23 protein-coding genes and 1 other annotated feature are annotated in these 19128 nt (G+C 40.8%); of the genes, 15 read left to right on the top strand and 8 right to left on the bottom strand.

The genetic code is table 11. The features are described from left to right. Positions 1-210 precede the first annotated feature (210 nt). Positions 211-1116 carry an ROK family protein gene (locus tag J7Q84_RS13295; protein WP_209095056.1) on the top strand — a complete coding sequence of 302 codons (906 nt, stop codon included), beginning with the start codon at positions 211-213 and terminating at the stop codon, positions 1114-1116. Here the strand turns inward: J7Q84_RS13295 and J7Q84_RS13290 are convergent. Beyond that, a complete protein-coding gene (locus J7Q84_RS13290) occupies positions 1113-1388 on the bottom strand; it encodes a LapA family protein (RefSeq protein WP_209095055.1) in 276 nt (91 codons plus the stop codon). The genes J7Q84_RS13295 and J7Q84_RS13290 overlap by 4 nt on opposite strands. Before the next feature lie 116 nt (positions 1389-1504). On the opposite strand from J7Q84_RS13290, the gene J7Q84_RS13285 reads away from it, so the two are divergent. The 5 genes from J7Q84_RS13285 to J7Q84_RS13270 all read left to right on the top strand — a co-directional run bounded on the left by J7Q84_RS13285 (position 1505) and on the right by J7Q84_RS13270 (position 5418). Further along, on the top strand, positions 1505-2434 hold the full coding sequence (locus J7Q84_RS13285) for a Gfo/Idh/MocA family protein (protein WP_209095054.1): 930 nt from the start codon (positions 1505-1507) through the stop codon (positions 2432-2434). Positions 2435-2501: 67 nt separating this feature from the next. Beyond that, a complete protein-coding gene (locus tag J7Q84_RS13280) occupies positions 2502-3188 on the top strand; it encodes a 3D domain-containing protein (RefSeq protein WP_209095053.1) in 687 nt (228 codons plus the stop codon). A gap of 79 nt (positions 3189-3267) precedes the next feature. Beyond that, positions 3268-3390: a hypothetical protein gene (locus J7Q84_RS18615; RefSeq protein WP_280635593.1), complete on the top strand. Its 123-nt coding sequence runs from the start codon at positions 3268-3270 to the stop codon at positions 3388-3390. A gap of 96 nt (positions 3391-3486) precedes the next feature. After that, a complete protein-coding gene (locus tag J7Q84_RS13275; protein WP_209095052.1) occupies positions 3487-3867 on the top strand; it encodes a DUF309 domain-containing protein in 381 nt (126 codons plus the stop codon). Between the two features lie 63 nt (positions 3868-3930). Further along, positions 3931-5418, top strand: a complete 1488-nt coding sequence (locus J7Q84_RS13270; protein WP_209095051.1) for a leucyl aminopeptidase — start codon at positions 3931-3933, stop codon at positions 5416-5418. Positions 5419-5503: 85 nt separating this feature from the next. On the opposite strand, the gene aspS is transcribed toward J7Q84_RS13270, so the two are convergent. The 4 genes from aspS to J7Q84_RS13255 form a co-directional block, all read right to left on the bottom strand. Beyond that, on the bottom strand, positions 5504-6766 hold the full coding sequence (gene aspS, locus J7Q84_RS13265; protein ID WP_348519858.1) for an aspartate--tRNA(Asn) ligase: 1263 nt from the start codon (positions 6764-6766) through the stop codon (positions 5504-5506). Beyond that, positions 6693-6845, bottom strand: a complete 153-nt coding sequence (locus tag J7Q84_RS18700; RefSeq protein ID WP_348519856.1) for a hypothetical protein — start codon at positions 6843-6845, stop codon at positions 6693-6695. Before J7Q84_RS18700 ends, aspS begins: the two co-directional genes overlap by 74 nt. A gap of 41 nt (positions 6846-6886) precedes the next feature. Next, positions 6887-7090: a binding site (T-box leader), on the bottom strand. Positions 7091-7239: 149 nt separating this feature from the next. Beyond that, the gene (locus J7Q84_RS13260) at positions 7240-7836 is read right to left on the bottom strand and encodes a biotin transporter BioY (RefSeq protein ID WP_209095049.1); all 597 of its coding nucleotides are present in this window, start codon (positions 7834-7836) and stop codon (positions 7240-7242) included. Positions 7837-7893: 57 nt separating this feature from the next. Further along, positions 7894-8637 carry a DUF3298 and DUF4163 domain-containing protein gene (locus tag J7Q84_RS13255; protein ID WP_209095048.1) on the bottom strand — a complete coding sequence of 248 codons (744 nt, stop codon included), beginning with the start codon at positions 8635-8637 and terminating at the stop codon, positions 7894-7896. 126 nt (positions 8638-8763) lie between these two features. On the opposite strand from J7Q84_RS13255, the gene J7Q84_RS13250 reads away from it, so the two are divergent. Together J7Q84_RS13250 and J7Q84_RS13245 are read left to right on the top strand one after the other, a co-directional pair. Then, positions 8764-9144, top strand: a complete 381-nt coding sequence (locus tag J7Q84_RS13250; RefSeq protein WP_209095047.1) for a hotdog fold thioesterase — start codon at positions 8764-8766, stop codon at positions 9142-9144. A 341-nt stretch (positions 9145-9485) separates the two neighbouring features. After that, on the top strand, positions 9486-10268 hold the full coding sequence (locus J7Q84_RS13245; protein ID WP_209095046.1) for an ion channel: 783 nt from the start codon (positions 9486-9488) through the stop codon (positions 10266-10268). Positions 10269-10312: 44 nt separating this feature from the next. Here J7Q84_RS13245 and J7Q84_RS13240 read toward each other — a convergent pair whose 3' ends face one another. The 3 genes from J7Q84_RS13240 to J7Q84_RS13230 form a co-directional block, all read right to left on the bottom strand. Next, positions 10313-10750, bottom strand: a complete 438-nt coding sequence (locus tag J7Q84_RS13240; RefSeq protein WP_209095045.1) for a MarR family winged helix-turn-helix transcriptional regulator — start codon at positions 10748-10750, stop codon at positions 10313-10315. Between the two features lie 198 nt (positions 10751-10948). After that, complete coding sequence (locus J7Q84_RS13235; RefSeq protein WP_209095044.1) at positions 10949-12325, bottom strand: glycine--tRNA ligase; 1377 nt, start codon at positions 12323-12325, stop codon at positions 10949-10951. A 352-nt stretch (positions 12326-12677) separates the two neighbouring features. Beyond that, positions 12678-13358: a DNA alkylation repair protein gene (locus J7Q84_RS13230; RefSeq protein ID WP_209095043.1), complete on the bottom strand. Its 681-nt coding sequence runs from the start codon at positions 13356-13358 to the stop codon at positions 12678-12680. 203 nt (positions 13359-13561) lie between these two features. On the opposite strand from J7Q84_RS13230, the gene J7Q84_RS13225 reads away from it, so the two are divergent. The 7 genes from J7Q84_RS13225 (at position 13562) to J7Q84_RS13195 (ending at position 19113) form a co-directional block, all read left to right on the top strand. Then, positions 13562-14020 (top strand): hypothetical protein, encoded by a 459-nt coding sequence (locus tag J7Q84_RS13225; RefSeq protein ID WP_209095042.1) that lies wholly within the window; start codon positions 13562-13564, stop codon positions 14018-14020. 249 nt (positions 14021-14269) lie between these two features. Further along, entirely contained in the window at positions 14270-14758 is a 489-nt protein-coding gene (locus J7Q84_RS13220; RefSeq protein ID WP_209095041.1) for a flavin reductase family protein, read from the top strand. Between the two features lie 11 nt (positions 14759-14769). Continuing rightward, positions 14770-16245 (top strand): 4-hydroxyphenylacetate 3-hydroxylase family protein, encoded by a 1476-nt coding sequence (locus tag J7Q84_RS13215; protein ID WP_209095040.1) that lies wholly within the window; start codon positions 14770-14772, stop codon positions 16243-16245. Between the two features lie 68 nt (positions 16246-16313). Next, complete coding sequence (locus J7Q84_RS13210) at positions 16314-17063, top strand: IclR family transcriptional regulator (protein ID WP_209095039.1); 750 nt, start codon at positions 16314-16316, stop codon at positions 17061-17063. 55 nt (positions 17064-17118) lie between these two features. Further along, a complete protein-coding gene (locus J7Q84_RS13205) occupies positions 17119-17658 on the top strand; it encodes a 3-hydroxyanthranilate 3,4-dioxygenase (protein ID WP_209095038.1) in 540 nt (179 codons plus the stop codon). Then, positions 17649-18701, top strand: a complete 1053-nt coding sequence (locus J7Q84_RS13200) for an amidohydrolase family protein (RefSeq protein ID WP_209095072.1) — start codon at positions 17649-17651, stop codon at positions 18699-18701. Before J7Q84_RS13205 ends, J7Q84_RS13200 begins: the two co-directional genes overlap by 10 nt. Further along, positions 18649-19113 (top strand): RidA family protein, encoded by a 465-nt coding sequence (locus J7Q84_RS13195; protein ID WP_209095037.1) that lies wholly within the window; start codon positions 18649-18651, stop codon positions 19111-19113. The genes J7Q84_RS13200 and J7Q84_RS13195 overlap by 53 nt, the downstream gene beginning before the upstream one ends. The last annotated feature ends 15 nt before the right edge of the window (positions 19114-19128 follow it).

Genomic DNA, 19128 nt, shown 5'->3' with positions numbered 1-19128 from the left:
GAGGAGAGTAAGGTGTTTGCATTGTTTCATACCGAAACCGCTTGCCCGTTCTGTAAAATCCATATGGAAAGGAAAAGGTAAGGAGGCTAGGGTGAAAGAATATGTATAATTATGAACTATAAGAAGTAATGAAAAAGATATAACTTTCTACATATAGCATCTTTCGTTCAGATTGGTGCTGTAGTTCATGTAAGAAAGGGGGAATGGCACGTGAAACATTATTTAGCATTTGATATAGGCGGAACACAAATCAAGTACGGCATTGTAAGTGAAGAAGGAAAGGTCGTTACAAGCTTTCAAGCGGATACAGAAGCACATAAGGGAGGACAATCTGTCGTAGAAAAAGTGATCCGGCTTGGAAACGAGCTGATGCAAGCCTATTCGATAGAAGGGATTGGAATCAGTACACTAGGTTTGGTTGATGCAGATAACGGTGTCGTTTTAGGTGGATGCGAGAATATTCCTCATTATGCAGGAATACAGCTGAAACAGTTGGTAAGCGGAGCTCTCGATGTTCCTGTTGAAGTAGAGAATGATGTGAATTGTGTAGGGCTTGCAGAATCTTGGATTGGTGCAGGGAACAATGTAAACAATTTTATTGCGCTAACAATCGGAACAGGAGTAGGCGGTGCAATTATCATAAATGGTGAGCTGTATAGAGGAAGGGGATTCAGTGCGGGAGAATGGGGTTATATGATAGTAGAAGGAAAAGCATTTGAGCATGTAGCTTCCATAACAGGGCTTTGCCAACTGGCAGCCCACTATAAAGGAGAGAATGTGCAAAGCGGCAAAGAAGTATTTGATTTGTATGACCAAGGTGACGAGAAAATTAAACTTGCCGTACAATTATTTTTTAAGCATCTTGCTATTGGAATCAGCAATTTAATCTACATATTCAATCCAGAAAAGGTAATCATCGGCGGCGGTGTTACGGCGCGAGGAGAAGTATTTGTACAGGAATTGAATGTAGAAATAGAAAAATATTTACTGCCGGATTTTCAGAAGCAGACAGACATTGTGCTTGCGTCCTCTTCCAATCATGCCGGTATGATTGGTGGGGTACATCATTTTATCAATAAGCAAGCTCTGCAAGAAAAGACCCAGAGAAATGTCTAGGCTTTTTCTTCTTCCGGCTGTTTCTGTTGAGAAGCAGAAAGTTGTTGCTTTAATTGCTTGTTTTCACTTTTTAGCTGCATTACTTTTCTTAAATTCAGCATGAATGCAACAAGCCCTCCAAGTAAAGCTGAGACAAGGATAATCAAAATTAAGGGCCATTGCTGAGAACCGAATATATAATTGAATTGTACGGGATCACCATTGATGACAGCTAAAACAGCGATGATAAGAGCAAACACAAGTCCTAGAATAAAATAGCTTTGACCTTTCATACTTTTCGCCTCCTGTTGGTTTTAAATCCCATTATATACATTTTACATACAATAGGCTAATACATAACTTTATCTATAAGCTGTTATACCAATTTTATTATGGAAGAGTGAGAGATATGAGAAAACCTCGAATTGGAATGATTGGGCTAGGAAATATCGCACAAAAGGCATATTTACCGATTCTTACAAAGGAGACAGATTGGACGTTTACCGGTGCCTATACTCCTAATAAGGAGAAAAGAAAGCGGATTTGTGAGCAATATCGTATCCGAGATTTTGAAAATTTACCGTCATTAGCACAGGAGTGCGATGCTATATTTGTACACAGCTCTACAGATTCACACTATGATGTGGTTTCAGAGCTTCTTAAGAAAGGAAAGGATGTATATGTGGACAAACCATTAGCCGCCTCGCTGTCTGAAGCTGAAAAACTGGTAGAACTCAGTGAGAAATATGGAAGAAGACTTATGGTGGGGTTCAATCGCCGCTTTGCTCCTATGTATGTTAAAGCGAGGCAACAGGCGGATAAAATCAGTTTAATCCGCATAGAGAAACATAGAATGAATAGCGTGGGACCATATTCTTACGACTTTACAATGTTGGATGATTACTTGCACCTGGTGGATACAGCCCGCTGGTTAGGAGGGGACCTTGCGTTATTGCATGGTACGGCTCATGTGAATGATAAAAAGCAATTGGTATATGCACAGCATTTATATGAGTCCTTAAATAATTTGTCAGTGTTTACAAACATGCATCGTCGAGCAGGGACAAACTTAGAGCAAATAGAGATTGTAACAGAGGGGGCTGTAATTCGTGTGAAAAATATGCACACGATGGAAGTAGAACAAGACAATGCAATATCTACAGCACTTGCTCCATCCTGGGACACAACATTAAAGCAGCGGGGATTTGAAGACGCAGTAGGGCACTTTATTCAATGTGTAATAGGTGATAGCCGCCCTCAAGTGGATGGAGAAGAAGGGGTGAAGTCACAACAACTGCTGCATCAGATGCTACACCTTATGCATGTAAAGGGTAAATAAAAGTTTTTTTGAATAATTCACTGTCATTCTGGTCAACACTAATGATGAAGGAGTGTTGAAAACGAGAATGACCATTTTGAAAACGTTCTTTATTCGTATTGTAATGACAATATTATTTGGTATAGCTCTTCTTTCCACCTTTCAAGGCGTTTCAGGCGTACAACCCGTCGATTTACAGCGGTGGTATAACGATAAAGGATACAAACTATGGGAGTACATGAAGGAGCTTCCACTTTTTAGTATGGATGGACATACGACAGAATTAGTTGCACGAGCAGCGACGATGGAGCAAAGTGCAATGCAAACTACAAGAGGTCCTACCTTAGAGGAAAAAGATTGGTCGAAGTATCGATCGGTAACTGTTACAGCGACTGGATATACAGCAGGAGCGGAATCGACAGGAAAGCACCCCAGTCATCCGAGCTACGGTGTTACGTATTCAGGAGTAAAGGTCAAACGGGACTTATTTTCAACTATTGCTGCAGATTTAAAGGTGTTTCCCATTGGAACCATTTTATTTATTCCCGGATACGGGTACGGAGTAGTTGCAGATAAGGGTGGAGCCATCAAAGGAAACGCACTTGATTTATACTACGAAACGGTGAAAGATGTGTATCAGCAATGGGGCAAACGCCAACTGAAGGTCTACATCATAAAAATAGGAGATGGACGATTGACAGAACAGCAATTGCTGCAGATGAATGAAGATGAAACTATGCAAGTATTTCGTCAACAATACCTAAAGAAAAAGTAAGAACAGAACGCCTGCGTTCTGTTCTTTTAGTGTTTACGAGAAAGTAAGAAGTCATGCACAGAATATGGAGATTAGTGCAATGACTGTGGAACCGATGCAAAAATCGGTGGGAACGGTGCAAATACCAGTGGGAATGGTGCAAATACCGTGGAAACGGTGCAAAAACCGTGAAACCGTTGCAGTTATTGCAAGTTTGCTGTAGTGCGAGTTATTCAGTGAAGAAATCAATGGTTTGCAATATAGATCTCAGGCCTTTTTTGGTATAATTTCATAAAATATTTGTGAAAAAGGTGAGGAGATGGAGGAGTATCCTGCAGAGTATTATGAGTTTTTTATCAAATTTAATGAAGGTGATTATTATACATGTCATGATCTGTTAGAAGAGATGTGGCTTGTAGAGAAGGATAATTACTTTTTAAAAGGATTACTGCAAATGACGGTGGCGCTCTATCATTACGGATATGGGAATGTAAAAGGAGCACGTTTAATGATGGGAGCGGCTCATCGTTATTTGCAACCGTATCTTCCGAAGTATTGGTCATTAGAGCTGGGTCCTGTCTATACCTTTATTGAAACATGCTTATCTCGTATGCCAAAAAATATTGATCGTGTACCGTTTGAACAGGTATGTGAACTTCCCTCATTACCTGAGTTGTTTTTGTATATGGAAGAATCGTAAATTGTCGCAAATATCTTGAAACGGGACTATAATGAAAAAGAACTAATTTGGAGGTGAAGTTTGATGTTTCAAGTAAAACAACAAACAGAAAATCAAGCATATGAAGCTGTGATTATCGGTCTGTTTGAAGGTGATGACCGCAGCGAAGCGTTTCGTACAGTGGATGATGCGCTAGAAGGTCAACTGCAAACATTGATCGACGAAGGTGATGTATCTTCTAAAAAGAAGACTATTTCCAAAGTACATAGCTTAGGAAAAACAAATGTAAAGCGTTATTATTTTGTCGGTCTCGGCAAGCAAGAAAGCTGTACAACAGAAACGATGCGCCAATCCCTCGGAAAATTGTTTAAAACATTGAAGAGTGCAAAGCTGGTACATGCAGCTGTTTTACTAGACTCCTTTGTAACGGATAAGATTGACACATTGGATGTCGCTCATCTATTCGCGGAAACATTTGCGCTTGGAACGTATGAATTAGAGACATATAAAACAAACAAAAAAGAGCGTAAAGAGTTAGAAAACATCACTGTTATCAGCCAAGAAGATAGCGAAGAGCTACAAGCAGCGCTAACAGTAGGGTATGTACATGGCCGTGCAACTAACTCTGCACGTACTCTTGTGAATTTGCCACCGAACAAATTAACGGCAACTGACTTAGCAAACTATGCAGTGCAGCTTGCAGAAAAATATGACATGGATTACAAAGTGTTAGATAAAGAAGAAATGGAAGAGCTGGGCATGGGTGCTTTACTTGCGGTGAACCAAGGCTCTGCAGAACCGCCGAAAATGATTGCTTTACTGTATCAAGGAAAAGAGGAATGGACAGATGTAATCGGGTTTGTCGGAAAGGGTATCACATATGACACCGGCGGTTACTCGCTTAAGCCTCGCGAAGGCATGGTTGGTATGAAATCAGATATGGGCGGTGCAGCAGCTGTTCTCGGCGCGATGGAAATTATCGGTGAATTGAAGCCGGAGCAAAACGTGGTTGCGGTTATCCCGGCAACGGATAATATGGTAAGTGGAACAGCATTCAAGCCAGACGATGTAATCACGTCTATGAGCGGAAAAACAATTGAAGTATTAAATACAGATGCAGAAGGACGCCTTGCGCTGGCAGACGGCATTGCGTATGCGAAAAAGCTTGGCGCTAATTACTTAGTAGATGTAGCGACGTTGACAGGAGGCGTAATTGTAGCTCTTGGTAATCACACAACTGGAGTTATGACAAATAATGAAGCATTTTTTGAAAAAGTATTAGAAGCAGCGCTTGAAACAGATGAACCGATGTGGCAATTACCGATTTTTGAGCGCGATAAAGAGCGTGTACGAAACAGCAAATTTGCAGATTTGAATAATTCCCCTGGACGCGATGGTCACGCAATTATGGCAGGCGTATTCCTAGGTGAATTTGCGGAAGATACTCCTTGGGTGCATTTGGACATCGCAGGTACGGCAACATCTAATGGTGCTCATGATTTAGGTCCTATTGGTGGGACGGGAGTCATGGTTCGTACATTGGCCACGCTTGTAGAATACTTTGGAGAATAAAATGAAAGCTGATGGCTCATGCCATCAGCTTTTTTAGTGTGTCATCGTTACGCCGATATATTCAAAGCTTTGCCGATATACCGAATTATGGAATCAGTCGTTGACAGTCGCGCGGAAATGCGCTGGCCTCACGAACGTTGGACAGATTCAGAAACTTATACACCAAGCGTTCTAAGCCGATAGCAAAGCCTCCATGAGGAGGAAAGCCGTATTGGAATGAGTTGATATAAGCACTGAACTGCTCTGGCTGCAAGCCTTTTGCTCGAAATGATTCTGTCAGCATGCCGTATTCATGAATGCGCTGCCCCCCTGATGTGATTTCCATCCCTTTGTACAATAAGTCAAAGGAATCGGTTAAAGCAGGGTTGTCTTTATTGGGCATGGTGTACATCGGTCTTGTTTCGGTTGGATATCGAGTAATGAATACAAATTCACTGTTGTGGTTCTCTTGTACGTACTTCCCAATCAGCTTTTCTCCTTCAGAATCTAAATCCCCAACCGGTGATTCTTTTTTATAGATCGTTTTCAGCAGCTCTTGTGCTTCGGATAACGTGATTTGTGGAATCTTGTTGATGTCCGGAGTTTCTATGCCGAGCTGCTTCAGTTCCTTTTGAAAATGAGATTGAACGGCCTCGAACATATGGCGAAGCAAGTTCGTTTCGAGATCCATCAGCTCTTGAAATCCTTCAATAAAGCCAACCTCTGCATCTAACGAAATATATTCATTTAAGTGCCGCGAGGAATTATGTTCTTCCGCACGATATACGGAAGCAACTTCAAAAACACGTTCAAATCCTGATGCTACCATCATTTGCTTATAAAATTGGGGTGATTGAGCCAAGTAGGCCTCTTGACCGAAATAATGAAAACGAAAGACATTAGCACCGCCTTCTGCACCTTGAGATACGATTTTCGGTGTGAAAATGCGAGTAAAGCCTTGGTTTGTCAAATATTCGCTGAATGCTTCGGCAAACTTGGACTTGATTTTGAAAATAGTATTGATCCGTTCATGGCGAAGTGAGAGCACACGATGATTCAATATGTGATCTAAACCAGCGGCTAGTGAGTTTTTATTTAACTCAAATGGCAGAGGAGCAGAGGAACTTACAGTTTTTATGTCCTGAACAAGCAGCTCTATGCCAAATTCTGTTTGCTTTGCAGGCACAATTTTACCAGTAATCTCTACTACACTTTCTGTATCCACCTTATATCCTGCAAATTCCTGCTCTAGAACACATTGTATAACACCCGTTCTGTCTCGTAATAAAAGAAAGCTAATGCTGCCAAGGTGGCGGATTCGTTTCACCCAGCCTTTCACTAGTACTGTTTCTTGCTCTTTGCACTCCATAATGAGCGACCGTTTCATACATAACTCCTCCTATAGTTGAAATGGTTAAAACATCGTTAGCATCATCGTCATCATCCACGGCCGCTCACCTCCTTCAAAATATAAAAACCCGTCCCCTAAAAAAGGGACGGGATAACCGCGGTACCACCCAAATTGTCAATTTGACCACTTAGCCCTGTAACGGCGGGAACCGGCTGCCTCTACTTCATGTTCAAAACAGCACTCACAGGTGTCGTTCAATCATTCTGCATCACGGCCTTTTCAGCTTCCGGCCGCTCTCTGAGGAGCAGGGGATGATTTACTCTTCCTGTTCAACGCTTTTAATATTTATATAACATTTTATTTAGTGTTGATGAAAAATGCAATAGAGAAAAGTGTTTTTTTTCAGAATATTTCAGCGGAAAATACGGATTATAAAAAGTTTCCTTATCGTCCGAATTGTAAACCCCCGTGTTTGTTCACGGGGGTTCGTATTATGCAATATTGCGAGATTGATGTAAGCTTGAACGTGTAATAGCGCGGTACAGACGAGGTGCAAGCACTGCTCCGAAAACAGTGAAAGCCAAATCCTTTACAATAAACCACATCATGATTTTCCATGCAGCACTATAGCTCATATTACTGCCGATCCAAGTATTTACTGCAAAGTACATATAATTTGTGCCGATTACGTAATTTAAGGTAATTCCGATAAGAGAGGCAAGTAAAAATGTACCGAATGTTGGCTGCTTTTTTTGTTCTACTACTTTACCGACAATGAAAGCTACCGCGATAAAGGAGAGTAAAAATCCGCCGGTCGGTCCCATAATTACACCGATACCGCTTTTAAATTGCGCAAAAACAGGTAATCCTACTAGACCTGCTAATACATATACAAACATAGATAATGACCCGAGACGGCTTCCTAATAAGAGTCCTGCTAAAATGGAGAAAAATGGCTGCATAGAGAGCGGAATGCCCGCTACTTGTAAAAACGGTGCCCATGATGTGATATTAGCTCCTACGGCCATAAGTGCTACGAACATTGCTGTCACTGTTAAATCCAGTGTCCGGAGTCTAGATGTACGCATATCCTTTGTTAACCCCCTTGTTTGTTTTGGTTAACAATATCGTAGCTAATTTCCCCCTTAATTGTCAATTAAATTCTGACGATATTTTGGTTTTAATTCCGAAACGAGTAGCGTATAAGGAATTCGGAACTGTGAAATGCCGCTAGAATAAGGCGCAATAGAATATAAGGAAAAGTACACCGTAAGATATTCCGGCTCTAAGAAAAATTGAAAATCCTTTGTTTTATTTACCTGCTCGATTGCATCCGGAAAATAATTTTCTTTATTTTGCTCAATCTGCTTGGTGATTTCCGACTGAAGGATAGCCTTATAGGAGCTGTTTTTTTTAAATAAGTCATCAAGCATCAATTCCTTAGCAAGTGATATATCGAATGTGTTTGCTTTCCACATATACATACCGTGTGCTCCGCCTGTATACTGGTAGTAGTTAGTATACAGGCTAAGCAACGGGCTTTTATTATAGGTCAGTTTGTAGTCTGCGTTAGCTGTATAGGGGAAAACGGTCCAACCGTTTTGCAGAGCAGATTCATAGAACTTTTTTGCCTCTTTATCTAATTTTGTTTTAAAGTGCGTCATCTGATTTTTATAATACATGTTCAACTGTTTTTGGAATTCCTTATTTGCTACTCCTGTAAAAACAGGAATAGTTAGTTTATATTCAAAGTAGTCGTTTTTTTTCTGTTTTATTTTGGACTCAATCGTTACAGCTTTACTTGGTTCAGAATGCCCTGCAAATACGTATTTGGGAACCAGCACTGTACAGAAGTAAATTGCCATAGCAATATACAGTAGTTTTTTCATCGTTGTTGCCTCCTTCAGTATTTCTATTGCTATTTTGAATAAAAATAGGGAAATTTATACAATTATTAGCGATAAAGGAGGTTAGGCGCAAGTAGAGAAATAGTATAAGAGAGGAGGAGAGACATTATGCCAAAAACAATGATGGAAGCATTAGGAATGGAAATTGTGGAGCTTTCACCTGAAAAGGTCGTAGCCACTATGCCAGTCAACGGAAGTACACATCAGCCGTTCGGCTATCTGCACGGAGGTGCATCTGTAGCATTAGCGGAAACAGTAGCAAGCGTAGGTACATATAATTTGATTGATCAAGATAATGAAGCATGCTTCGGTTTAGAAATCAATGCAAATCATATTCGTTCAAAACGTGATGGTATTGTGACGGCAACTGGTACGCCGCTTCATAAAGGAAAAAGTACTATGGTGTGGGACATTAAACTGACAGATGAAGAAAACAAGCTCATCTGTATCTCCAGATGTACTGTGGCAGTCACGCCAAAACGAAAGTAAGAGAGTATTTTTATTAACATAGTGTACTAGTTTTTACTTAAGTGTTATTTTATTTAAAGTTCATAGCAGCAGGAAAAGGACCCACCCAATTTTTAAAATTGAGTGGGTCTTTGTAATCTAAAAGGGATTCTTTACACGGTTTCTCCGATTCTCTGTCTGTACATCAACTTGCTTTCACACTAGCATGAAACTAGTTGTTAGTCTGTAGCTCTTGCAGAAACGTGGAATTCCCCTATTATTAATATAAAGTGAAGGTTACCTTGCTTTTGCCTTCGCTACAGTCTGGGAGCGGGATAAAAGTATATTAAGAGTAATATTCATAGTAGAGAAGGGGGTGCAGCATGCTTTTCTTTCGCCGCTTAATCCATACGGTACAGCATTTGAATAGCTGGATTATTTTAGGATTAACCATATTGTTTGTATGTGTAAGCTCTAATATCATTTATTTGTTAGAACGGGAAACATTTCCCACTTTATTTGACGGTGTGTGGTGGACAATGACGACAATGACGACAGTAGGGTACGGTGATTTTTTTCCAATCTCAGTTGCCGGACGGATTTGGGGAATGGTCGTGTTCATTGTTGGAGTGTCACTATTGGGTGTTGTGCTTGCTAAGGTGACAAATGTATTTACACGTTATTATTTGTTAAAGGAGAGTGGGAAGTTGAAATATAATGGGAAGGGTCACATAATCATTATTGGGCATTCACAAAAAGCAATATATGCAATTGAGCAAATTGTATCTACACAGCCAAAGCAAGAAATTGTTTTAATAGATGATGCAGAAAAATCCCCGGTTTCCCATCCACATGTTCACTATGTGCGTGAAAACCCAATTTTAAAAAATGGCCTGGATGAGGCATTAAATCAAGCAAATGTCCAGCAGGCCGCTTCCGCCATTATTTTTGCTGACGATGAAGTGTCCAATCCGTTGTTGGCAGATGGTAAAACATTATTGATTACATCCTTTTTAGAAGCAAAAGTACCGCACATTACAACGATTGTAGAAATTCAAAACGAAGCATTTAAAGATGCGTTCAAGCAGTGCAAGGTCGATCAGTTTTTACTTCCGAATGAAATGATTGCCGATATGGCAGTACAGCGGGCGTTTCAACAAACATAATAAAAACGGGCTGCCGATAGATGTGCAGTCCGTTGTTATCTTAATTAATTGCTTTGTAATTGTGCTGTAATAGTTTGCAGTTGCTTCAAAAGCTGCAAATATTCTTCTTGTGTCAGATGAAACTGAGGTGCGATTCGTTCGGGAACGCACGCAATAGCTTCTTTAAGCGCACGTCCTTTTTTTGTTGGTGTGATAAGAACCTTTCTTTCATCCTCTTTTAAGCGTACGCGCTCTACCAATTGCACAGCTTCCATTCGTTTCAGCATAGGTGTCAATGTTCCTGAATCCAAAAACAGATGCTTGCCAAGTTCATTGACTGTCAGCTTTTCATGCTCCCACAGCACGAGCATGACTAAATATTGAGGAAATGTCATATCAAAGCGTTCCAGCTCTGAACGGTATAATTTCATAACTTCTTTTGAACAAGCATATAGCGAAAAGCATAGTTGATTTTCCAATTTTAAATATTGTTCTTTATCCATATAGACAGCTTCCTTTTATATTTAATTGTGCACAATACAAGTATAGGGTAAGAGAGTTAGAAAAGCAATCGGATCAATTAGATATGGAATAGGAGCAATTATCGGTGAAATCGGATCAATTAGGCGTAGAATCGAAACAATTATCAGTTGAATTAGCTCAAAAAAACTCCCGCAAGGCCTGCTTGCGGGAGTTTTCCATTAAAATTCGATTTTGCTTTCTAAGAAGCTGCGAAGCTCACTGATTGGCATGCGAACCTGTTCCATTGTATCGCGGTCGCGAACTGTTACTTGGTTGTCTTCTAATGAATCGAAGTCAAATGTGATACAGAATGGCGTACCGATTTCATCCTGGCGACGGTAGCGTTTACCGATAGAGCCTGTTTCATCGAAATCTACCATGAAATGCTTAGCAAGCTCAGCATACACTTGACCTGCACCTTCAGACAGCTTTTTCGATAACGGAAGAATCGCTGCTTTAAAAGGTGCGAGAGCAGGATGGAAGCGAAGCACTGTCCGCGTTTCGTTCTCTAATTGCTCTTCTTCGTAAGCGTCGCATAAGAACGCTAATGTTACGCGGTCTGCGCCAAGGGATGGCTCGATGCAGTACGGCACATAACGCTCGTTCGTTTGTGGATCTACATAGTTGAAGTCTTCGTTTGAATTCTCCATATGACGCTTTAAATCAAAATCTGTACGGTCGGCAATGCCCCAAAGTTCGCCCCAGCCGAATGGGAATTTGAATTCGATATCTGTCGTTGCATTACTATAGTGAGATAATTCATCTTCACCATGGTCACGAAGGCGCATACTGTTTTCTTTCATGCCTAAAGCCAGCAGCCAGTTTTTGCATGTTTCACGCCAGTATGTGAACCACTCCATATCCTCACCAGGCTTGCAGAAGAATTCTAACTCCATTTGTTCGAATTCGCGAGTACGGAATGTGAAGTTGCCCGGCGTAATTTCATTACGGAAGCTTTTACCGATTTGGCCGATACCAAATGGCAGTTTTTTGCGCATAGAGCGCTGTACATTTTTAAAGTTTACGAAAATACCTTGTGCCGTTTCAGGGCGAAGATAAATTTCGTTAGAGCTTGATTGTGTAACGCCTTGATGTGTTTTAAACATTAAGTTAAACTGACGGATTTCAGTGAAATCGGCACTGCCGCAGTCTGGACATTTAATCTCATGCTCTTGCATTAAAGCAGTCATTTGATCGAAAGTCAGACCGTCAACTACCATTTCGATTCCTTTAGCATCTAGAGCATCTTCAATTAATTTATCCGCACGATGGCGGGCCTTACAGTTTTTGCAATCGATCATTGGATCGTTGAAGTTGCCGACGTGACCGGAAGCTACCCATGTTTGCGGATTCATTAAAATCGCTGCATCTAATCCCACGTTGTATGGAGATTCTTGGATGAACTTTTTCCACCAAGCCTTTTTTACGTTATTTTTTAATTCGATGCCAAGTGGACCGTAATCCCATGTATTAGCCAGACCTCCGTAGATTTCAGAACCCGGAAATACGAAGCCACGGTGCTTTGCTAAGTTTACGATTTGTTCCATTGAAGACATTGTTTGTTCCTCCTTTAATTTTACAATAGTATCTGTTCCTGTGAAGGGTAATAAAAAAACGCCCATCCCATAGACCGAAGTCTAGGGACGAGCGTATACTCGCGGTTCCACCCTAGTTGATGCGCAAAAGCACACCCACCTTGAAACATGTATGGCTCAAGACTGCCGTTTCCTTGCATATTTCAGGCTCTCACCATTCCTGAATCGCTGCTTGCTGCAAGTACTTATTTGTCTGTCATCGCTACCATATGAAAATAGATGTTCATATTCTATCATGTCTGTTGAAAAATGAAAAGTGTTGTATATAGTATATGAACGGGATTACAGTATGTACTTATTTAAAATACCCAAATTATAGATTTTTATTCTTTATATGCTTTAAAGCTTCTCGTTTACTTAAGGGAGCTAGATGATGTGTTTCTGCAAATTGCCATACAGCTGCAGCATTGGTTTTTGCGTATTCACGAAGAGCCCACCCGATGGCTTTTTGGATAAAAAATTCTTTTGAATCGCTGAGTTGTTCAATAAGAGAAAATAGCAGTTCTGTGTCGGTATTTTGTTTATATCTGAGCTGGAACAAAAGGCAGATACGCTGCAGCCACATGTTGCCAGAAGCCATCCACTTTGAAATATATTTGCTGATGAGGTGCGGGTGTGCAGCAAATAAAACACCCACATCACGCGTAGCGATAGTATCGACAGAATCCCACCACGAGTTTGTTGTAATTATATATTCAAGCAGGGGGACAATCGATTCATCTGCTTTTTTTATCGACTTCTCCAGCAACCCTAGTGCTATGTAATGATACTCTCGTTCCGGAAAACTCCACAGTTCACGGACAATCGTTTCGAGCTCTTCATTGTCTGGTTTGCCATTTTCTTTTAAAAATTCACGTAGCAGTATGGTCCGTTCCGGCATTGAAATACCGAGGAACGGAAAGTGATTTTTCATATATTTTTCCATTGGAGCTGCTTTTTCTGCGTTACGATGGGGTTCAAATTGCGCCTGCAATGCTTGGACATAAAGGTGCATGCTATGTTCTCCTTTTAAGTTAATGGATATTTTCATTGTATCCTAACCTAGACATTCAGTTTCTCTTTGATGAAGGATTTATTTTATTGTGTATTTAGTGTTAAGACAGTTTCACAGTGCATATTCATTAAATGTGAAACGAAAAGAATGGAGGTTGGAAGCCAGTTCAGCGCAGTATTCACTTCTTAAGAGGAGGCTTTCAAATGAGTGATCAAGCGGCAGTAGACAGCTTCTTGGCATTAAGTGCAGGGGTTATGGTAGTCGCATTTATTTGGGGAGTTATTGCATATCTTTTCACTGCTTTTGCATTGTATAAGATGGGAAGGAATCAAGGATTTGATGATGCCTTCTTTGCCTTTATTCCTGTATTGAATTATAAAACGTGGGGCGATTTGCTTGAAACGAAAGCACCAGACTTTTTAAAGCCACAAACAGGATGGAAGGTTTTTGGGGTGTTCATAGCGCTGATTATTTTGAATCTCATTCCTCTATTAAATATTATTGCTGTTATTGCAGGAGCTGTACTAGGCGTATGGATGCTGTATGCGTTATTAGATCGCTATACGGTGAATGCAGGTGTGTGGACGGTCGTTCATATTATCACAGGCTGCTTTTTCTTTCCGATTCACCTGTTTGTTATCCGGAACAACCAACCGAGATAATGTAATAAAAGAAAATAAGACTGATTCAGAAAAAGCGCGTGCTGGTCTGAGTCAGTCTTATTTGTATTTTCAATTTTGATTGCATTTCATTTGTTTAGTTTGGAGCAATTATCCAAGATTTTATATAAACCCATTGAACGTGGCAAAAAAAGTAAAAATTATTCGCGATTTCATAATGTGAAATTGTTTGATTGTTTAGAATTTTTATTTTATTTATAGTGGTAATAGAGTTTATATGGAGGTGGAGGCATGGATGCAAGAGAGTTAAGAAATTGTTTTGGTAGTTTTGCTACAGGAGTTACAGTTGTAACATGGAGAAATGACGATAATGAACGAAGCGGTATTACGGTTAATTCGTTTACGTCTGTTTCGCTTAATCCGCCGCTTGTGCTCGTTTCTATTGATCAAAAGGCTAAGGCGTGTGAGGCACTGCAAAATAGACCTTTTATCATTAATATTTTATCTGCCGACCAAGAGGCAATAGCTTGGCAGTTTGCAGGACGTCCGCAGGAAGGGCTCCAGCTTGAATGGGAGGATACAGAAATCGGACCGAAGCTGAAGGGTGCGTTGGCTGCTATCGAGTGTACTCCTTGGAAGGCTTATGATGGCGGTGACCATGTTCTTTATATTGGCGAAGTACAGAATTTTTCTCATAACCAAGGAGATGCTCTCATGTTTTATAGAGGAAAGTTTCTAAAAACAAATGAAATCGAGAATACGCTCATCGAGCAAAAATAGGAGGGATTTCAATGGGAATTAGAACAGGGGAACAGTATATTAATGGTTTAAAATCCAGACAACCGGAAATATGGCTCGGAGGAAAAAGGGTAACAAATTTAGTGGAGGAATCGGTATTTAAACAGCCAATCTGCGAAATTGCCAGGCTGTATGACTTACAGCATGACCCAAAATTTCAAGATAAAATTACGCATATTTGTGAAGAAACAGGAGAGCGCGTGAACAATGCGTTTTTAAATCCTAAATCAGAGGAAGATTTAAAAGCGCGCAGCACGTTGTTTGAAGTGTATGCAAGAGAGACATTCGGATTAATGGGAAGAACACCTGATTTCTTAAACATTGTTCTCACTGCAATGGCAAGTAATCCATGGTTCTTGGATAAGTATAATCCTGAATGGTCAAAGAACGTGCGTAATTATTATCGATATGTGAGAGATAACGATTTATTTTTAACGCATGCCATTATCAATCCTCAAAATGACCGCAGTAAAGCATCGCATGAGCAGCAAGACATGTTTACTCATTTAGGTACTGTTAAGGAAACAGAAGAGGGCTTAATTGTACGTGGAGCAAAGATGCTTGCCACACTTGCACCGATTACGGATGAAGTAATCATCTATTCGTTCCCAGGCTTCCAGCCAGGTGATGAACGGTATGCTTTGGCGTTTGCTCTACCAATTGACACGCCGGGGCTGCGCATTCTTTGCCGCGAGCCGATGCAGGATGGAACCCGTTCCTTGTTTGATCACCCACTTGCGTCAAGGTTTGAAGAAATGGATGCAGTCTTGGTATTTAACGATGTGCTTGTTCCTTGGGATCGTGTATTCCTTTATAACAATGTTGAAGCTGCGAATTTATTATATCCAAAAACAGGAATTGCTCAGCAACCTGCGCATCAATCGGGTGTAAGAGGATATATAAAGCTAGCTTTTGCGACAGAAGTAGCTTGCAAGCTAGCAGACTCAATCGGAGTAGATTGCTATTTGAATGTTCAAAATGACTTAGGAGAGCTTGTGCAAGCAGTAGAGACTATCCGTGCGCTGCTACGCGTTGCTGAATACGAATATGAGGTTACTTCTGATGGCGAAGTAAGACCTGCTGCGGCTCCGCTTGAAACGATTCGAGGTCTGCTGCCAAAAATGTATCCGCGTGCTATTGAGGTCATCCAAACCATTGGTGCTGGGGGATTATTGATGTCGCCAAGCGGTGATGATTTTGATAATCCGGAGCTGAGAGAGGATTTAGATAAGTACTATGTCGGTCGTTCTGGTGTATCTGCGGAAGATCGTGTGCGTCTCTTTAAGCTAGCTTGGGATTTATCGGGTGAAGCATTTGGGCAGCGATTGCTGCAGTACGAGCGCTATTATACAGGAGATCCGATACGCAAGAGAGCTATTTTCTATAATCAATACAAGCGCAGTCACTCGTTTTCTATGGTTGACAAAGCATTAAATACTGAGTGTGAGGCTGAAAAGAACTTAGTATGATGCTCTATCGAACGAAGAAGGATATTTATCGAAACTCCTAGAAAAATGTTATAAAGGAGGCGAAGAATATGATTTCCTCTGTTCGTAAAATTGCTAGAATTCTTGATTGCTTTACAGAAGATGATCCGGTGTTAGGCAACCAAGAAATCGCCGAAAAGCTGGGTATGAATACGAGTACCGTTCATCACCTTGTTAGTACATTATGTCAGGAAGGGATTTTAATTCAAGATAGCCGGAAGAAGTACAGGCTGGGCTGGAAGCTGCTTGAATGGAGCAATCATGTGATGTACCAGCAGGATATTTACAGTGAAGCGACTCCCCTGGTTGATGAACTGGTGCGAAAATATAACGGAACTGTCCATATTGGAATGTTTGATGCGGGTGAGGTCCGATTTGTTTTAAGGGTGGCATCAAAGGATTCCGTTCCTGTTCCTACATACGTCGGTGGGAGAAAACCAGCATACTGTACAAGCACAGGAAAGGTATTGCTTGCTTTTAACCCGTCCTTTACGCAGCCAACTATTGCGAAAGGGTTATTGCAGCGTGCGCCTAATACCATTACGTGTGTGCAAAAGCTAATGGAAGAGCTGGAAGATATCAGAAAACAAGGATATTCTACCAGCGATAATGAAAATGAACTTGGATTATATGGCATTGCTGCACCTATTCAATCCTATACAGGTCAAACTGTTGCAGCATTAAACATGGTCGGCCCTGCTTCATATATGCGCGGAAAAGACAGCGGCGCCATCATTCAACATGTTGTAAAAACCGCCCGGCTAATTTCAAAAAAATTGGGCTATATCAGCATGAGTTGATAACGCTTACAATTATTTGTATACATTTATTTAAAAGAAAAGAGGAGGATGGAAAATGACTTTACAAACCCGCTCATTTAATATCATGCAAATTATCGAGAACAATAAAGAATTTTTAAAACCACCTGTGAACAATAAGGTATTATGGGAGGATTCAGAATTTATTGCAATGCTTATCGGTGGTCCAAATCGTCGAAGAGATTTCCATGTAGACCCTTCTGATGAATTTTTCTACCAAGTAAAAGGGGACTGTTATGTGGAATGTATTAATGAAAATGGAGATCGTGAAATTGTAACGGTTCGTGAAGGTGAAATGTTCATGCTGCCGGCGAATGTTCCGCATTCTCCTCACCGTGTTGCTGATACTTACGGAATTGTTATCGAGCGGAAACGGGCAGAAGGCGAACTTGAAGATTTTGTTTGGTTCTGTGATCAATGCAACCATGAAATGCACCGTACAACATTACAATTAACAAATATCGAAACACAGGTGAAGGAAGCAATTGAACAGTTTAATGGAAGCAGGGAGCTTAGAACGTGCCAATATTGCGGACATATCATGTCTGAGGAAGTAGCTGAGTGGACATGCGAATAGACTTTCATACACATATTATCCCGCACGATCTCCCTAATTTCGTAGAAAAATATGGACAGGAACACTGGCCGATTTTACAGCAAACATGTACATGTGGAGCGAATATCATGGTTGGTGGAAAGGTATTTCGGGAAGTAACTGACCAAGTATGGTGTCCGCAGAAAAGAATTCAAGACATGGATCGTGAAGGCGTCGACATCCAAGTATTATCTCCTATTCCTGTCACGTTTTCTTATTGGGCTCCGATTGAAGAAGCTCTGATTATGTCCCGCATTCAAAATGATTTTATAGCAGAGACAGTCAAAGAAAATCCTCGCCGCTTTATCGGACTTGGAACAGTTCCTTTGCAAGACACCGCAGCCGCTATCAAAGAGATGGATCGCTGTATGCATGAACTGAATTTGGCTGGTATAGAAATTGGAACAAATGTAAATGGAAATAATTTGGATTCCCCTGAATTAACAGAGTTTTTTAAAATGGCTGAGTATTGGAATGTTCCTTTATTTATTCATCCGTGGGAAACAATGGCGAAAGATCGTACCCCTAGACATAACTTCATGTATACCATCGGAATGCCAAGTGAAACAGCCTTGGCTGCGGCAAGTCTTGTATGGAGCGGCGTAATGGAAAAGTTTCCGAATCTGAAAGTGTGCTTTGCACATGGAGGAGGTTCATTCCCATTCCTTCTACCGCGCCTTGATCAAGGCTGGAATGTATGGCCTCATCTTAGATTAACAACTCACCCGCCGAGTTATTATGCTAAAAACTTTTATTTTGATTCTCTCAACTATGACTCTCTTAATATTAAATATTTAATCGATCGTTTTGGATATGAAAAGGTCATCATGGGCTCCGATTATCCGTTCTTGCTAAGAGAAATTCCACCGGGCAAAGTAATTGATGATACAGCTGGATTGACAGAGCAGCAAAGAAAGGCATTGCTCGGAGACAATGCATTACAATTCTTAAATAGAAAGGAGCGGACAGACTATGGAAAAGATGTTGTTAACTCCAGAGGAGAGATTGCAAAGATTGGGAATTAGTTTATCTTCGGTACGTCCGGCGGCTGGACATTATGTTAGTCATGTCCGAGTTGGAAATTTAATCTTTACATCCGGTCAAGGAGTAGATGAATATCACGGTAAGCTTGGACGTGATTTGGATTTGGAGACAGGTTATAAAGCGGCACAGCAATCGATGCTGAATCTATTAAGTGTATTGAAGCAGGAGCTAGGAGAATTGAGCCGAGTGAAACGAATTGTGAAGCTGCTTGGGTTTGTAAATTGTACAGAAGATTTTACGGACCAGCCTAAAGTGATGAACGGGGCATCTGATCTTTTAGTAGAGATATTTGGCGATAAAGGAAGGCATGCGAGATCAGCTGTAGGGATGGCACAGTTGCCGAATAATACAGCGATTGAGATTGAGATGGTTGTGGAAATTGAGAATAATTGATCCTGCCGTTGCAGC

Origin of the sequence: Bacillus sp. 165 (assembly GCF_017742235.1) — a bacterium.
Classification (GTDB): Bacteria; Bacillota; Bacilli; order Bacillales; family Bacillaceae_G; genus JAGHKQ01.
The sequence above is the reverse complement of the archived record's forward strand: the minus strand, read 5'-3'. Positions and strand labels throughout refer to the sequence as shown.